This window comes from Microcoleus sp. bin38.metabat.b11b12b14.051 (assembly GCF_013299165.1).
Taxonomy (GTDB): domain Bacteria; phylum Cyanobacteriota; class Cyanobacteriia; order Cyanobacteriales; family Microcoleaceae; genus Microcoleus.
Genome location: NZ_JAAFKD010000009.1, coordinates 162,212 through 179,651, shown reverse-complemented (window position 1 = coordinate 179,651; position 17,440 = coordinate 162,212). Strand labels below are relative to the sequence as shown.

The following is a 17,440-nucleotide window of genomic DNA, read 5'->3' as shown; positions in this document are numbered from 1 at the left end:
AATGCGGACTTAAGTCCGCACTACGAACGGTTAGCTTCTGAGGCTGACTCCGAATTTTTCGACTAGGATGTCGCGGACTTTTTGTTGGGCTGGTTCGACATCGGTTTCGCTTAATGTTCGATCGCCCGATCGATAATTCAACCGAAATGCTAAACTACGTTGGCCCGCGGGTACGTTGTCGCCGCGATACTCGTCGAAGAGTTCCACGGAATCTAGCAAGCTACCAGCCGCCCGTTTCATCGCACTCTGCATCTCAACCACCGGAACTTCAATCGGTGCGAAAAAGGCGATGTCTCTGTCGGAAGCTGGGAAACTCGAATAACCGGCGAATTTACGAGTTGCATTACTCGATCGACCTAATTCATCCAACAACACGGCTAAATCTAATTGAAACACATAAACCTGTTCCGGCAAACCCTTTTCCTGCTGCAATTGCGGGTGTAACTGTCCGAAAACTCCCAACTGTTTCCCGTTTAACGATAAGGCTGCTGTGCGCCCTGGATGCAAGCGCCCATTAGAGGAATCCCCCGCATATTCCACAGCCAAGCCCAACTGCTGAAACACACTTTCTAGGACACCTTTTGCTTCAAACCAAGTCAAAGGTCGATCGCGCCCACCTTGCTGCCATTTCCACACTGTCGGGTCGCCACCAATAATCCCCGCTACGGCATCTGCTTCTTTCTTCGCATCGCCTTCTTTCCAAAAAATGCGTCCGACCTCAAAACCATTAAGTGCGCCGCTTCCTTGTTCCAAATTGTATTGGAAAGCATCAATCAAACCTGACAGCATTTCCGTCCGCAAAGCCGAATACTCGACAAACAACGGATTCGCTAGCACAACTTGATTGTCTCCCTCAGTTTTTACTAAGGAATAGTGCATCAACTCTGTCAAACCGGCCGCCCGAAAAGCCGATCGCACATTCCGTATTTGCGCGTATTCTGGAGATAAGTAACCCGGTTCGGTTTCGCTGGGTAAAGTATCGCAGAAATTGTCGTATCCGTGGAGTCTCGCGACTTCTTCGATTAAATCGATTTCTCTTTCTAAATCTCGGTAACGATAAGCAGGAACAGTTATCGCCAAAACCCGTTCTTTTTCCGTCGCAGCAACTTCGCATCCCAAAGCTGTGAGGATATTTTTTACTTCCTCGGGTTCCAGATATGCCGAACCGCCGGTTGCTCCTCTTTTCAACTGTCCTAACACTGAGTTTACTCGATCGAGACGCAATTCGAGCGATCGCGACCAACTCAAATTTTCCCCCGAACTCGCCGTTTTCTGCACCGTCGCAGCGCCACCAGCCAACTCCAAAATTAGGCTAATAGCGCGATCGCACGCCGTCGTCAAAGCCGCCTGATTCACCCCCCGTTCGTAGCGGATCGATGCCTCACTCCGCAGCCCTTGAGCGCGCGCCGAACGGCGAATCGTTGCTTGGTCAAAAATCGCCGCTTCCAAGACTAAATTTTCGGTTCCTTCGTGTACTTCCGTATCTTCGCCACCCATGACTCCAGCTAGGGCTACGGGTTTGTCGCTAGCAGTAATTAACAGATTTTGTGCTTGCAAATTGCGGTTTTGTCCGTCCAAGGTTTTGAACGATTCCCCTGGTTTGGCAAAGCGCACGCCGATGTTGATGTCGGAAGTGCCGGTGAAAGATTGTAGGCGATCGCGATCGAAAGCGTGCAGCGGTTGTCCCCATTCGAGTAAAATGTAATTAGTGATATCAACCACATTATTAATCGGCCGCACTCCCGCCGCCTGCAATCGCTGCTGCAACCAAGCTGGAGACGGAGCAATTTTCACTCCTGAAATTTCCGTGCCAATGTAAATCGGACATCCTTGCAGTTCCGATATTTCTACCGCTAAATTAGGACTTGCTTTCCCATCAATCGCCACATTATTAACTTCAGGAATTCTCAAACTTGCGCCAGTTAGCGCCGCCACTTCCCGCGCTACGCCCACCATGCTTAAAGCATCTGCACGGTTAGCAGTTGCCGTCAAGTCTAAAATCACATCATCCAAACCCAAAAGCGGGCGAATATCGCTGCCCAATTCAGGATTTTCTAGCTCGAAAATGTGAATTCCTGCTGATTCCTTCAACAAGCCCAATTCGGCGAGAGAGCAAATCATTCCTTCCGAAGGAACCCCGCGCAATTTAGCTGGTTTAATCTTTAAATCAATCGTCGATAAAAAAGTGCCGACAACGGCGACAGCTACGTAAATATCTGCCCTCGCGTTGGGTGCGCCACAAACAATATTTAATGCTTCAGCTTTGCCGACATCCACTTGACAAACTCTCAATTTGTCAGCGTTGGGATGTTGTTCTATCGCAACTATTTTACCCAATACTACGCCGTCGGCCCATTGACGGCGGTCTTCGATTTCTTCGACTTCAAATCCGGCCATTGTCAGAGTTTCGGCTAATTCTTCCGGGGATATTGTCACATCCACCAATTCCCGCAGCCAGTTTAGAGAAATACGCATAATGAGAGTCAGTAGTTTAGTTGTCGCGTTCGGTAGTTATTAGGTCAGTAGTCTGCGCCCGTCGGCTTCGACTGTGCAGTCCCAGAATTTATTCGGGAATGCTTTTGATACCACATGAGTTAAAATTTGTCAAGACTATAGTGATATAGATCAGCAAAAATGAGCGATCGCCTCAAAGGTAGATGGCTGCTGTGAGATGAGTAACAATCTCATTCAGAACATGAGGTATGCTAGAGATATCTAACAGCGCAAAAAGCACCTAAGTTTAGAAAGACTTTACACAAAAAAGGGCAACTTTAGCAAGTCTTTAAACTATGTTCAAGGATAATCTACCGAAAAAACTCACAGCAGCGAGATAATCAAAATAGGGAAAAGATATCGGCCTAAAAGACTTAGGTGCAATTCCAATTCGCAACCGGACGCACGTCCCACAGGCAACTGATAGATCGGTATTTCTAGCAGAAGCGCTCTCAGGGAATTTGTGTAGTCTAGCGCTCGCCAGAGCAAAATCAGAAAAACATAGGCAAACTCAATCAACATGAGCTACTGCGTAAATCCGGGCTGTCCCCATCCTCAAAATCCTCCTGACTCTATTCTCCAGTGTCAGACGTGCGGCGCGCGGCTATTGCTGCGCGCTCGCTACCGAGTCATTGAACCTTTAGGACAAGGAGGTTTTGGAGCTACATTTCTGGCAAAAGACATCTCTTTGCCCGGTCAACCGAGTTGTGTGGTCAAGCAACTGCGACCCAGTAGTTCGTCGCCGCGAGTTTTAGAAATGGCGCGGGAATTATTCAAGCGAGAGGCGAAAACCCTCGGTCAACTCGGCGACCACCCGCAAGTACCGAGGCTGCTAGACTATTTTGAAACCGAACAGCAATTTTACTTAGTTCAAGAGTATGTTAAAGGCTCGACTTTGAAACAAGAAGTCAAGCAATCAGGGCGTTTCAACGAATCAGACGTTAAAAATTTTCTATTAGAAATTCTGTCAGTAGTGCAATACGTCCACAGTCAAGGAGTAATTCACAGAGACATCAAACCTGCAAATATTATTCGCCGCAGTCAAGACAATCACTTAGTTTTGATTGACTTCGGAGCCGTAAAAGACCAAGTTAGCCAAACACTATTATTAGACCCCGCCGACCAAAGCGCTAACACGAAATTTTCAGTGGGCACGTTTAGTTTTGCTCCCCCAGAACAAATGGCACTGCGGCCGATATTTGCTAGCGATATCTACGCCTTGGGCATGACTTGCTTGTACTTGCTCACAAGTAAGTCGCCCAAGGATTTAGATTTCGATGGCGTCACCGGCGAAATTGTTTGGCAGCCTCACGTTCAGGTGAGTCCAAATTTTGCGCGGATTCTCGATAAAATGCTGAAGCCGATCGTCAGTCACCGCTTTCAATCGGCAGCAGATGTGATCAAAGCCCTGAATGGCGAATTTGAAGACGCAGACCTTTGCGACGGCTTGGCAACTCAATTCAACGCCGGCGGCCGCACAGTTGAAGAGCAGACTATATTTAACGATGATGCTACTTCCTGGCCCTCGCCCCAAACCAAAACCGGTCAAGATTGGCGATCGACCAAGCAAAGCATCCGCCCTCGAACTTCCTTCACCCAATCGGGAAATACGGGGATGCAGCCCAGAGTTGCCCGCAGTCTGGCAGAGTCCGGCAGAACTTTCGCAACGACCGCACTTTCGGGTAATATAGCTGCGACCAAGGTAACGAAAGCTGTTGTCAAGTGGGACAGCAACAACTTGCGAGCGGCATATTTTAAAGGCAAGCGCGATTTTGCTGACTGTGAATTGTCGGGTTTGCAACTGCCAAAAGCCCTGTTGGCGGGGGGGAATTTTTATCAGGCTAGGTTGGTGAAGGCAAATTTGCAAGGAGCGGATTTGTCGGGGGCGAATCTCGGCCACGCCCGCTTAATTAAGGCGAATTTGCGAGGAGCAAATTTGACTGAAGCTTATTGCAGCACTGCTAATTTTGAAGGCGTGGATTTCCGGGGTGCTGACTTGACTGGCGCTTATTTGACTAAGGCAAATTTGCGGGGCGCGAATTTGTGCGGCGCGAATCTGACTGACGCTACAGTTAGCGAGGAACAACTGGCAACTGCTAAAACGAATTGGCTGACTACAAAGCCTGATGGTAAGCGGGGTTTTGGATTTTAAGAAGTCATGGGGCATGGGGCATGGGGCATGGGGCATGGGGCATGGGGCATGGGGCATGGGGCATGGGGCATCTCGCCCTGAGCGAAGTCGAAGGGTGGGGCATGGGGCATGGGGCATGGGGCAATTCTCCCCCTCTCCCCTTCGCCCAGTCAGGTGATTCGTCAGGAGGAAGCTCGATCGCCCCTCATCCACCTAAATTTAAAAGTAGCCATGGAGGATTCGATCGCACAAACCAATGAAATTGCTTAAGAGTCACACTCAACCCCTTCTGCACATCGGCATCCTAGCCCTGGCTTACTTTGTTACCGGAAAACTGGCAGTGTCCGTACTGGGACTGGTGAAAGCCGAAGCCTCGCCCGTGTGGCCCCCCGCCGGCATTGCGCTGGCGGCAATGCTGCTGCAAGGGCGCCGGATGTGGCCGGGCATTGCCGTCGGTTCGGTGCTGTTAAACTCAACCGCCGGTATACCCTCGGCTGTGATTGTCACATCGGCTTTTAGCGTTACCCTGCAAGCGCTGGCTGGGGAGACCCTGCTGCACCGGAGCGGATTTTGCACTAAGCTCGATCGACTGCGAGATGTTCTGGGCTTGGTGGCGGGCGCAGTCATCGGGTCTACTTTGCTCGGTTCAACCCTCGGTAACTTGGCTACGTGCGTTTTTGGTTGGGCTCAGTGGAGCAATTTCTCTCGTAATTGGTGGACTACATGGCTCGGAGACGGGATGGGAATTTTGATCGTCACGCCCGTCCTGCTAACTTTAAACGACGCTTTTAAAAGTATTAAATTACCCGTAAAATCCCGTAGTATTTCAAATTTTACATCAATTTTAAACTGGTTTAAATACCAATTACCAATTACCAATTACCAGCCTTCGACTTCGCTCAGGCTAAAATTACCAATTACCAATTACCAATTACCAATTACCAATTACCCGATCGCATATCAAGCAACTAACAACCGCTACAATCAGAAAATTTTAATTTTATCTTCCTTAGAAGCACTGATTTTGCTAACTCTGCTAGTCACCGTTAGCTGGTTGGTTTTTTGCTCGAAAACACAGGCGCCGATCGCTCTGTATCCCCTGGAATATCTGCCTTTTCCTCTGATAGTTTGGGCAGCCCTGCGGTTGCGGCCGCCGGGAGCGATTTTTGCTTATTCGATCGTCTCTTGTATCGCGATTTGGGGCGCAGTCCAGGGAGGCGGCCCGTTTCTGGTCAAAAGCGAAAATCTCAAACAGGCGGTTTTATTCTTACAAGCTTTTACCGGTACGATCGCCATTGTGGCCCTGATGTTGGCTGCGGCTGTCGCTGAACGCGAGCAAGCCCTCGTGGAATTGCGCCGGACTGCCGCTCTGTTGCGCGATGCTCACGCTAGTTTAGCCAACGCCCAGCGCATCGCTGGGTTGGGTAATTGGGATTTAAATTGCGCCGCTGTCGCCACCACACAAAACTGCACAGCATCCGCAGAACACCCTGCACCAAATATTGAATTGCGGTGGTCGGACGAACTTTATCGCCTCTTGGGCTTGACTCCGGGAACTGTCAAACCCACACCTGAAGTGTTTTTGCAGGCCGTACATCCAGACGACCGAGAATTGGTGGCGCGATCGCAATCTCAAGCGATATTTGAACGCCAACCCTATTGCATTAACTACCGAATTGCGATCGCCGACGGTTCCGAACGCATTGTCTGCGAACAGTCGGCAATTAATTCTAACGTCATCGCCGCCACAGTCCAAGACGTTACCGAACGCCACCGCGCGGAAGCGGCTTTGCGCGCCTCGTCCGATCGCGATCGCCTCCTCTCAGAAATGGCCCTGCGGATTCGCCACTCCCTCGATCTCGAACAAATTCTCAATACTACTGTCGCCGAAGTCCGGCAATTTTTCAAAGCAGACCGCGCTTTCATCGGTATTCTGGACGCAGCCGGGGCAAATCTTCCCACGCCCGCCTACGGTAAAATTGTGGCTGAATCTGTGGGTACTCAATACCGTTCTATTTTGGGGTTGCTGCTAGATGACCACAATCACGTCGCACACTTGAGAACTTTTTATGCCCGCAGCCGCGTCCGCACAGTTTGCGATACTACTGCGGTGCCGCTGAGCGATGCCGTTACCAAATACTACCAGGAGTATCAAATTCGTGCGACTTTAAATGTGCCGATCGTCCTCGGCGACGAACTGTTCGGGATCTTGGCCCTCAACCAGTGTTCTGACAGACGCCAGTGGCAAGAATTTGAAATTGACTTGTTAGAAAAACTCGCTACCCAAGTGGCGATCGCCCTCCAACAAGCCCAACTTTTGCAGCAGGTAAAAGCCCTGAATGCCAACTTAGAATCTCAAGTAGAGGAACGCACCCGCCAACTACAGCAAAAAATGCACGAACTGCAAGAAAGCAACCGCCTCAAAGACCTATTTTTGCACGCAGTTTCTCACAATCTCCGCACTCCTGTGATGGGAATGTTAATCCTGCTCAAAAATTTGCTCAACAAATCGCCCTCGGAAGCTATACAGGATGTTCCAGTTTCGCGATCGATTTTGCAGCGCATCGTTCAGGCTAGCGAACACCAATTGACTATGGTTAATTCCCTGCTCGACGCTCACGCCAGCGAGGTCAAAGGAATTGTTGTTAAGACAGAACCGCTACATTTCGAGTCTTTGACTTCAGCAATTGTTGCGGATTTAGAACCGATGCTATCCAAAAATCAAGCAACTTTAACTCAAGAAATTCCGGCAAATTTGCCGCTAATCAATGCCGACAGCAAACACTTGCAGCGGGTGCTAGAAAATCTCCTAACCAATGCTATCAAACACAATCATCCGGGAGTCAATATAACATTTAAAGCCGAGGTAATTGAAGTTAAAAAAACACTAAATTTTGCCGAAAACGCACAGTTTTTGACATCCCCCAATAATTTAGTCGCCCGGTGTCTCCCCAACCAGCCCTGTGCTGCGGGCGATCGTACCTTGACGCTCGACACCACCGACAAAAATCAGGAAACCCAGCTCAATTTTCACCTTGACGGCAGTTGTCAACTGCCCCGCTATCAGGGTCAAATTGGCAATAACAGCAGCAATTTACCCCAAGTTACCGTAAAAATGGTTCGCTGTAGTGTAACAGACAATGGAGTGGGAATCAGCGTCAAACAACAGGAATCTTTATTTGAACTTTACGTTCAAGACCCCAATAGCCGACAATTAACAGGGCTGGGTTTGGGATTGTACCTCTCCAAGCAAATTATCAAAGCTCACGGCGGCTTCATCGGCGTCGAAAGCACCCCCGGAAGCGGCTCGACTTTCTGGTTTTCGCTACCTGCTGTCAGTCGATTTGAGATTTGAGATTTGAGATTTGAGATTTTTACTTGATTTCACAGATTAATCTGCGACGTTTAACTAGGATCTAAAATGTTCTTTTTTCCACGACAACAGTCAGGCTATTGTATCCGTTTCTGGGTCGATTCAAATTAGATAATCGCTATTAACCCATTTTTTAAATTTTTTCATGCTCAAGTCTTCAAGGTTCTATTCTTAACTTTTTAATCCATCAAAAATCAGTTTTAAAATCTGCAATTCTTCAATCAACAATTCTTCAATCCAAAATCCAAAATCTAAAATCTAAAATGGTATGGTTTATTCTGGCAATAAAAAATCAGTTGAGGCCTTAACGGTTTATGAAGTATGGCGCGATCGCTTCCTGCGCGATCGGCTGCGCCCTGCTGTGCGAATCGCCATCTTTTTTGCCTTGACAATCATTATCTATCTTCTCGGCGAAGCAATATTCGCGCCTCGGGAATTTAAAATTGTTTATTTGTACACTAGCGCTGCTGTACAATTGGGTTTGCTGACTTGTTTGATGTTGCAAAAAACCCCGATTGGTAAGCGCTATCCAGGTTTACTATTTTTGGGTTTTTCGTGGTCGCTTACTGTCGTGGTACAGATTGGTTTAGCCTTCGCAAGAGTCGGAGAATTACCAATTTTAACTTGGAGTTTAACGTTTCTCACCCAAGCTACACTGATGCCCGTCCGCTGGCGGCTGCACCTGATTTCTCAACTCGGCGTTTTGTTCTGCCATGTCGGCATAAATTTAATTTTAAATCTCAGTTTGGCTAAGTATACTGCTTTTAGATTAAGCGGGTTTTACTTGTATTTATTTTGGTTTTGTTTGATTTGCGACTTGTCGGTTTATTGGTACGAATGCCTGCAACGAACAGAGTTTAGCACCAGATGCGAATTGGAATTTGCTTATCAAAAATTGGAGGCGGCGGAGGCGAAGTACCGCAGCATTTTTGAGAATGCTGGCGAGGGAATTTTTCAAAGCACTCCCGACGGCCGCTATATTACTGCCAATCCAGCTTTAGCGCGGATTTACGGCTGCGATTCCGCGGAAGAAGTGACGGCTAAGTTTACTGACATTGAGCGGCAGTTGTATGTCGATCCAGCGCGCAGAAAAGAGTTTTTGCGATCGATCGAGGAAAGTAACACAGTCTCGGATTTTGAGTCCCAAATTTATCGCTCAGACGGCAGTATTGTCTGGATTTCCGAGAAAGCGCGGGCGGTTCGCGACGGCAGCGGCTCCGTGCTTTACTATGAAGGTTTAATTGAGGATATCACGCAGCGGAAACAGGCTCAAGAATCGCTGCGCCTGTTTATTCACGCTCTTTCTCACGATTTGCGGAACCCCGTAGCGGGAATGTTAATGGTGCTCAGGAATTGGCAGACGAAAACTGGTGATTCGATCGCGATTCCCCGTTCGGTTTTGGAGCGGATGATTCAAGGTAGCGAGCAGCAGTTGCGGTTGATTAATTCCCTGTTGGAAGTTCACGCTGGGGAATTGCGCGGTTTGGTTCTCCACTGCGATCGGGTAGATTTGAGCGCGCTAGTTAAAGCAGCGGCGGCAGATTTGGAGCCTTCAATGAATGAGGCTCAAGCTACTTTTAAAAATTTGGTACCCGATGATTTGCCCGCCGTGAATGCTGACACTACTCAGTTATGGCGCGTTTTTTCTAATTTAATTGCTAATGCTTTAAAACACAATCTTCCCGGACTGAATTTAACGGTTTCGGCTCAAGTCATAAATGCGGAAACATTAGTTATAACTCAAAGCGAAGCGAAACAGGATATCGACAAATTCCCAATTACCAATTACCAATCCCCAATTACCAATTCCCCAAGTAGCATGATTTGCTGCACAGTTGAAGATGACGGAGTGGGAATATGGCCGGAACAGTGCGAACATCTGTTTGACCTTTATGTTAGGGGTTATCAATCCCGACACTCGGTTGGTTTGGGTTTGGGCTTATACCTTTGCCGACAAATTATTGAAGCTCACGGCGGGGAAATTGGGGTAATTAGCACTCCGGGTGCTGGGGCAATTTTTTGGTTTACTTTGCCCTTGGCTGAAAATTTACGGTGAGTTTTTTGTATTTTAAACTACATTTTATCTGGTTTTTTCGCCACAGGTGGCGCCAGACCGGGTGAAGCAAAATTAGTTTATAGAAGTATTGATATTAATTCAAAACAGTGCTAAAATCAGCCGAATGTTTTCTAGATTTTTTTCCTACCTTCAGATTTTCTTTAGAAACAGCACTTAATCTAGAAAATGCCTAAAACTAGATAAGAGACGTGCAATTTATGTTTGTCGAGAACAGCTCAGAAAATACAGGTAAAGACGATGCAGCTCAGTACGAATCAGCCAAATATAACGAGCGGTCGTTCTCTACTTTAATTCGGGCGCTGCGTCTTTCGCAAGGTTACTTTTCTTTCGTTTTAGTGCACTGCAACTCGCTGGCTTTGCGACAGCAAATAGTCGATCGCCTGCAAGCAAATTCCGCCCAGAAACCGCTGCAACTAATTTTGCCCAAATCAGCGACAACTCTCTACACCACCATCGCAGCAGAAGTAGGCAGCGAAAAGCCTCCAGCTTTAATGATCATCGGTTTGGAGTCAGTGGAGTCGATCGATCGATTGCTGATTTCCACCAACCTAGTATGCACCGAATTCAGCAAAAAATTTTCCTTTCCCGTCGTCTTTTGGGTAACAGATGAACTTCTGAGAAAAATCATTCGCACTGCCCCAGATTTATACAATCGGATGACAACAATTAGATTTATTAGTCATTAGTCATCTCGCCCGCTCGCGAAGCCGAAGGGTGGTCATTGGTCATCTCGCCCGCTCGCGAAGCCGAAGGGTGGTCATTTGTCATTGGTCAGTAGTCATTAGTTACTGATTATGGGGAGATATTCAAAAATAATAAATAACAATTACCAACTGTCAACTGTCCCAGGTCAACTGCTTTCGGAGTCAACTGTCAACTGTCCCAGGTCAACTGCTTTCGGAGTCAACTGTCAACTGTCCCAGGTCAACTGTCAACTGCTTTCGGAGTCAACAGTCAACTGTCCCAGGTCAACTGTCAACTGTTAAATTCAGCTTCCCAAATCAAGACTAATTCCCGCGCCGCCACACTTCCCTCAGCCGGAAAATTTTGCAAAAAGTCTTTATCCGCCGCCACCTCATAAGGCCCTTCCTTGAACTCCAAAATCACGGTATCCGCAGCCAAAGCTACCAACGTGTGAATAGTCCCCTCTGGAAGTTCCACGGCGCGGGTGGGCCCGACAGCGCTGACTCGCAACGATCGCAAGATTTGACCGTTTTCGTTCAAAATTAGAATACCTACTTCTCCTTGAATCACCACAAAAAACTCAAAACCGTTAACGGAGGGTGGGCGCAGGTGTCGGTGAGGGCGAACGTAAGTACCCATTTGCAGCACGTTGACAAACCGCTGCACCTTTTCTGACAAATCGTGAAAATTGTAGTTTTGTCGCCCGCGGGGGCTGCTGCGGGAGGAAATTGCAACTTCGTCTAACAATTCCTGCGTCAAGCACTTAATGGGAGGGGACTGCACAACAGATATCCTGTACTTAATAGTTTTTGAACAAATCGGCTAGGCTGAGATCATCTTTACCAGCATCTCTTGACATATGAAAACCGCAAATCAGGTGCATATCACTAAAGCTATGCGTTTGTCAAGTATTTTGAGAACAAATATTAGCTCGATCGCCCTTTTGACTATTCTAGTCTGTGCCAGTAGCGTTTCTGCGTCGCAACCGAGGGCTGGGGGAGTGTTAATTCAGCAGGAATTGCCTCAGCAGCAAATAAAAGACGAAATTCGCGATCGAGTTCAAGAAGAAGTTGACATCGCTTTCGGGCGCACGGCTACAGTGATCAACGGGCTGGTAATTGCCTTAACATTGTTTCCGACAGCAGCCGGAGTCGCTGTGTGGTTTCTGTTGGGCAAATTGTCCAAGCAGACAACAATTGCTCGCCAAGAAATCGAAAGTCTTCACTATGATACAATCTCTCAATTAAAAATATTAATTTCCGATGCTGAAAGTATCCTAGGCGAAATTCAACACCAAACTAACCCAGCGGATGCTGATACAGACCTTTTATTGCCCGACGCCCAAATACAAGAATTCGCTCCGGTTAACTACGGCAATTACCAACAGTTATTGAGTGCAGGCGACTATGCGAAACAGGGAGATGCTTGCTTCTTTGAAAACCGCTATGAAGATGCGATCGCAGCTTACGATCGAGCACTGCAAATTCAGCCGGATTTAGCCGATACTTGGAACAACCGCGGAGTAGTATTCACTAGAATGCAGCGCTATCCAGAGGCGCTCGCATCCTACGAACAAGCTACCACACTCCGTCCCAATTATCCCGATGCTTGGAACAACCGAGGCGTGGTATTGTTGGAGTTGCAGAAGTACCCAGAGGCGATCGGCTGTTACGAACAAGCAATTCAAGCCAAACCCGATTACGCCGACGCTTGGAACAACCGAGGCGTTGCTTTTTCCAAAATGCAGGAATACGAACAAGCCGTAATTTCCTACAATCAAGCTCTACAAGTCAAAAATGATTATACTGACGCTTGGAACAATCGAGGCGTGGCACTCTCCAAATTGCAAAAGTACGAAGCAGCGATCGACTCCTACGACAATGCGGCTAAAATTAGACCTGATTTTTACAGAATATGGTACAATAAAGCTCGATGTTATGCGCTACAAGGTAAAATTGAATTAGCAATTGAAAATTTAAAGCGCGCTCTAAATCTCAATCCTAATTTGTGTAAAGAGTTGGCAAAAAATGAAGCCGATTTAGAAAAAATTCGCCAACACGATGCCTTTAAGCAGTTGATCGGTTAATAGATGGGCGAATGGAAATTGAGAAACCGGGTTTCTTAGAATAATTTCGGCTGAGTACGAAAAATCTAGAAAGAAACCCGGTTTCTGAGATTAGCGTACACCAAAACTTTGTAAGTAGCGAGAAACCGGGTTTCTGAGCATAATTTCGGCTGAGTACGAAAAATCTAGGAAGAAACCCGGTTTCTGAGATTAGCGTACACCAAAACTTTGTAAGTAGCGAGAAACCGGGTTTCTGAGCATAATTTCGGCTGAGTACGAAAAATCTAGGAAGAAACCCGGTTTCTGAGATTAGCGTACACCAAAACTTTGTAAGTAGCGAGAAACCGGGTTTCTGAGCATAATTTCGGCTGAGTACGAAAAATCTAGGAAGAAACCCGGTTTCTGAGATTAGCGTACACCAAAACTTTGTAAGTAGCGAGAAACCGGGTTTCTGAGCATAATTTCGGCTGAGTACGAAAAATCTAGAAAGAAACCCGGTTTCTGAGATTAGCGTACACCAAAACTTTGTAAGTAGCGAGAAACCGGGTTTCTGAGCATAATTTTGGCTGAGTACGAAAAATCTAGGAAGAAACCCGGTTTCTGAGATTAGCGTAAACCAAAACTTTGTAGAACTTGTAGGAACTTACAAATATTTTTGTAACAACAAACCCATTTTCTCCTTAGTTGCAGCCGGTACTTTGTCCAGTGGAGTCAGAATTGCATATTTCAAAGCTGAATGTGCATCAGAAATCGGGGGATTTTCACTCAGCCTCCGCACAGTTTCTTGAATTACTTTTTGGGCGTTTTCCGCATTGCGGTGCAAGTTGGCGATTACCATTTCTACTGTTACGCTGTCGTGTTCGGTATGCCAACAATCGTAATCGGTGACTAAGGCTAAAGTTGCGTAAGCAATCTCTGCTTCTCTGGCTAATTTTGCTTCCGGCAAATTCGTCATTCCGATGACTGTCGCCCCCCAACTGCGGTAAAGGTGGGATTCTGCTTTTGTGGAAAATGCGGGGCCTTCCATGCAGACGTAGGTGCCGCCACGGTGTAGGGAAACGTCGGCGAGGTTCAAGGATTCGATCGCACTTGCTAACACTTTAGCCAATTCGCCGCAGATCGGATCGCCAAAGGTGATGTGACCGACTATTCCTTCTCCGAAAAATGTAGAAGCTCGATTTTTTGTGCGATCGATAAACTGATCCGGTACTACCATATCTAAAGGTTTGGCCTCTGCTTTGAGCGAACCAACCGCCGACGCTGAGATTAAATACTCAACTCCCAGACTCTTCATGGCATAGATATTTGCCCGATACGGCACTTCCGAGGGCAAAAAAGTGTGATTGCGGCCGTGTCTGGCCATAAATGCGACGGGCGTACCGTCCAAAGTTCCCACAATCGCTGCATCAGATGGCGCGCCAAAGGGTGTATCAATTTTTACCTCTTCAACATCCTTGAGGGCTTCCATGTTATACAAACCGCTGCCGCCGATAATGCCGATTTTTGCCTGTGCCATTTTACCCTATGCCTGAATTTTACTGTTAGTGATTCTATCGGGCCATTGTTAAGTTTGCGTAAAGATAATTTAATTTTTATGGCAATTGTTACTGTTTATACACTGCATTGTCACAAAATAAGTATGATTTGAATCAGAATGTATCTTTACGCAATCTTTAAGAATAAAGGTACAGGGTTCTGTTACCTATTTTCTAGGGTGTTAAAAAAATGACAGTAAATTCTACTAGCGTACCTAAAATCGCGATCGAGGCGATCGTCCAACGAATCTTTGCTTTTCGCCAAATTACGCCCCTCGACAGGCGGCTGCTGAAGTCTGCAATGCTTTCGACAAACCGCCTCAACGAAAAGGATCGGTGTCAGATTAACCGAGTACATCAGGGCATCCAAGAAGGATTGATTCTGGTGGTGGAATAGAGAAATTTCAAAAAATAGTGATTCAGCCTGTGTCTGCTGGCGCTTATTGCGAGTGATAGTGTGATTTTGGCGATCGCATTTTGAGATCAAAAATAAGATAATCTCCGATAATTCAATACGGTTTACTTAACGCTATTTATGCCCCGGAGATCCCCCTAAATCCCCCTTAAGAAGGGGGACTTTGAGAGCTTCTTGTCCCCCCCTTTTTCAAGGGGTGTGCCAGGGAGATCTCTCTTAAGTAAACCGTATTGTCCGATAATTATCAGTTGTCCGCAGCTAGAAAGGGCGATCGCGCGAGTGAAAGTTTTACTAGCTGCCGATTTCTAGGATGCGGGATGGGTGCATCTCAATGAAGGCAAATATGTTTGTAGGGGCGAAGCATGACCGCAGTCAATATGGGATTGTAACTAATAACTTATATGCGGTCATGCTTCGCCCTCTTCAAAAGTGAGATGCACCCTGCGGGATTAACTATTACGAATTTAAATTCAACAGCCAAAAGCCTGTATAAGTCGTGCCAGTATCATCGGGCTGGACTAATAAGAAATGCAATCCTTGACTCGATTGTTTCCGCTGTTGATAAGTTTCGGCGGCGGCTTTTACTTCGCTATCTTCAAAAGTTGCGACAACCCATCTGTCGGCTAATCCCGCTTCTAAAATCAATCCGTCGGGAGCTCCGGCGATATAATTCAATGCGAAGGGTTTGGCATCCTGAAGCCATCTAGCTAAGCGCATTGACTGTCGCCCGCCGTCAATTACAACTCCGGGCACGGGTACTGTTGAGGCTAGGCCCAAGTTCAGGGGTAATAGAAATTCCGGCATTTCCAATATGGGGAGGGGACGCCCTGCGAAAGCTTCCACGATGTCGCCGGCGGGTAGGGAAGCAAAACGCCAGCTATCGCCCCAGAGGTTTTCGGGTAGGGGGATTGGTGGGGGAGTTTCTAGGGCGATCGCCCCGTAAGTCTCACCTGTATAATTAGGCAAACTGGCATATTCTTGGGCGCGTTGTTGTAGCAGGGTTTTCAGGGCGGCGGTGCGCCGAGTCGCTTCTACTTTGACACCCAAAACTTTGCCCGCAGCTTCGATTAAACTGAGAGACTGAGGTCTAAATACTTGAATGCGATCGGGCAATTTCTGGGTTAGAGCTTGCTGCTGGAATTGGGCGGCCAGCCAGTTAGAGTTTGCTTCCGATTGGCGACAAAGGGCGCTAAATTGAAAAGTTTGTGCCGAGTCGCAGATGAGGAGTTCCCACAATGGTTTGCCGGTTTCGTCTCGGAGAGGGCGGCGGTAAAAATCGGCTTGCCAAGTACGCATGGGAATTCAGATATAAGGTCTGTGTAACTCGATCATTTTAATCTGGTTTCAATCCCTAGTAGGGGTTTATGGGTTTTCTGGCGGCGGGTTACGTTTTACGGTCGTTTCAAGCCCTACGTCGGGAAAATGGGTTTTCCCGCTGATGTAATCAAATGAGCAAGAGAAAACGGAAATGGTTTCAATCCCTAGTAGGGGTTTATGGGTTTTCCCGCAGCGGAACAATCTCCGGTTGGTACTATAAGCGATTTAGTTTCAATCCCTAGTAGGGGTTTATGGGTTTTCCCGCTTGAAAGTAATCAAGGATTTTATCACTAATCGGTTTCAATCCCTAGTAGGGGTTTATGGGTTTTCCCGCTTGTGGCTGCTGGATATAGCGCCAGAGTGGGCATTGGAGTCTGCGTTTCAATCCCTAGTAGGGGTTTATGGGTTTTCCCGCGGTGCGCTAACAGCGACGCAATGAAGGGTATGTTTCAATCCCTAGTAGGGGTTTATGGGTTTTCCCGCGAGGATTAGTCATTGTATTTAAAACCACATTTAGGTTTCAATCCCTAGTAGGGGTTTATGGGTTTTCCCGCCAAATTTGTTTTATTCCGTAAGGCAGAACAATGCGGTTTCAATCCCTAGTAGGGGTTTATGGGTTTTCCCGCTTTGACTCAGTTTCTGTGTCGGTATGGCAAGCTAAAGAGTTTCAATCCCTAGTAGGGGTTTATGGGTTTTCCCGCATCCGATAGTAAGTGGCAATAAGATTCGCGCAGGTTTCAATCCCTAGTAGGGGTTTATGGGTTTTCCCGCCCAGCGAAATATAGCTTGTTGCTTCCGGGTCGCTCTGGTTTCAATCCCTAGTAGGGGTTTATGGGTTTTCCCGCACCCTTCTCAGTTGACGGAAAACGACTCGCTGCGTTTCAATCCCTAGTAGGGGTTTATGGGTTTTCCCGCCAATTAGGATTTACCGGCAAAAGTCACCTCAAAGTTTCAATCCCTAGTAGGGGTTTATGGGTTTTCCCGCCTGACTTCGAGAGCAGTCACACCGAGATCATGGCGTTTCAATCCCTAGTAGGGGTTTATGGGTTTTCCCGCATGGCCGATCGCAGGTCTTAATTTAGGAAATGGGTTTCAATCCCTAGTAGGGGTTTATGGGTTTTCCCGCAAAATTCATGAGGACGATGATGAATTTGATGCAGTTTCAATCCCTAGTAGGGGTTTATGGGTTTTCCCGCAAAGTCTATCATATACAGCTTGTCGGCTGTTGAGTTTCAATCCCTAGTAGGGGTTTATGGGTTTTCCCGCTTTCGTAATACGGCTCTTTGTTGAAAAGCCTAATGTTTCAATCCCTAGTAGGGGTTTATGGGTTTTCCCGCGCAGTAATTGGCG

At 47.2% G+C, this 17,440-nt stretch carries 11 protein-coding genes and 1 CRISPR repeat array (1 of these 12 only partly in view); of the genes, 7 read left to right on the top strand and 4 right to left on the bottom strand.

Annotation, left to right across the window (positions count from 1 at the left end):
* Positions 1-30 precede the first annotated feature (30 nt).
* On the bottom strand, positions 31-2,475 hold the full coding sequence (pheT, locus tag QZW47_RS12505; protein WP_293127625.1) for a phenylalanine--tRNA ligase subunit beta: 2,445 nt from the start codon (positions 2,473-2,475) through the stop codon (positions 31-33).
* A gap of 538 nt (positions 2,476-3,013) precedes the next feature.
* Here pheT and QZW47_RS12500 point away from each other — a divergent pair.
* The 5 genes from QZW47_RS12500 to QZW47_RS12480 all read left to right on the top strand — a co-directional run bounded on the left by QZW47_RS12500 (position 3,014) and on the right by QZW47_RS12480 (position 10,760).
* Positions 3,014-4,645, top strand: a complete 1,632-nt coding sequence (locus tag QZW47_RS12500) for a serine/threonine-protein kinase (protein ID WP_293127623.1) — start codon at positions 3,014-3,016, stop codon at positions 4,643-4,645.
* Positions 4,646-4,665: 20 nt separating this feature from the next.
* Complete coding sequence (locus tag QZW47_RS12495) at positions 4,666-4,884, top strand: hypothetical protein (RefSeq protein ID WP_293127621.1); 219 nt, start codon at positions 4,666-4,668, stop codon at positions 4,882-4,884.
* On the top strand, positions 4,881-7,979 hold the full coding sequence (locus QZW47_RS12490; RefSeq protein ID WP_293127619.1) for an MASE1 domain-containing protein: 3,099 nt from the start codon (positions 4,881-4,883) through the stop codon (positions 7,977-7,979). Before QZW47_RS12495 ends, QZW47_RS12490 begins: the two co-directional genes overlap by 4 nt.
* Positions 7,980-8,265: 286 nt before the next feature.
* On the top strand, positions 8,266-10,053 hold the full coding sequence (locus QZW47_RS12485; protein ID WP_293127617.1) for a PAS domain-containing sensor histidine kinase: 1,788 nt from the start codon (positions 8,266-8,268) through the stop codon (positions 10,051-10,053).
* A gap of 218 nt (positions 10,054-10,271) precedes the next feature.
* A complete protein-coding gene (locus QZW47_RS12480) occupies positions 10,272-10,760 on the top strand; it encodes a hypothetical protein (protein WP_293127615.1) in 489 nt (162 codons plus the stop codon).
* Between the two features lie 289 nt (positions 10,761-11,049).
* On the opposite strand, the gene QZW47_RS12475 is transcribed toward QZW47_RS12480, so the two are convergent.
* Positions 11,050-11,541 carry a WbuC family cupin fold metalloprotein gene (locus QZW47_RS12475; protein WP_293127613.1) on the bottom strand — a complete coding sequence of 164 codons (492 nt, stop codon included), beginning with the start codon at positions 11,539-11,541 and terminating at the stop codon, positions 11,050-11,052.
* A gap of 76 nt (positions 11,542-11,617) precedes the next feature.
* Between QZW47_RS12475 and QZW47_RS12470 the strand changes: the two genes are divergently transcribed.
* A complete protein-coding gene (locus QZW47_RS12470; protein WP_293127611.1) occupies positions 11,618-12,844 on the top strand; it encodes a tetratricopeptide repeat protein in 1,227 nt (408 codons plus the stop codon).
* Between the two features lie 622 nt (positions 12,845-13,466).
* Here QZW47_RS12470 and QZW47_RS12465 read toward each other — a convergent pair.
* A complete protein-coding gene (locus tag QZW47_RS12465; protein ID WP_293127609.1) occupies positions 13,467-14,339 on the bottom strand; it encodes an S-methyl-5'-thioadenosine phosphorylase in 873 nt (290 codons plus the stop codon).
* 209 nt (positions 14,340-14,548) lie between these two features.
* Here QZW47_RS12465 and QZW47_RS12460 point away from each other — a divergent pair, with 209 nt between their 5' ends.
* A complete protein-coding gene (locus tag QZW47_RS12460) occupies positions 14,549-14,755 on the top strand; it encodes a hypothetical protein (RefSeq protein WP_293127607.1) in 207 nt (68 codons plus the stop codon).
* A gap of 474 nt (positions 14,756-15,229) precedes the next feature.
* Here QZW47_RS12460 and QZW47_RS12455 read toward each other — a convergent pair whose 3' ends face one another.
* Positions 15,230-16,069, bottom strand: coding sequence for a Tab2/Atab2 family RNA-binding protein (locus QZW47_RS12455; RefSeq protein ID WP_293127605.1), 840 nt, complete (start codon positions 16,067-16,069; stop codon positions 15,230-15,232).
* 45 nt (positions 16,070-16,114) lie between these two features.
* Positions 16,115-17,440: direct repeats of the CRISPR family, unit length 37 nt; unit sequence GTTTCAATCCCTAGTAGGGGTTTATGGGTTTTCCCGC; it runs 58 nt beyond the window's last position.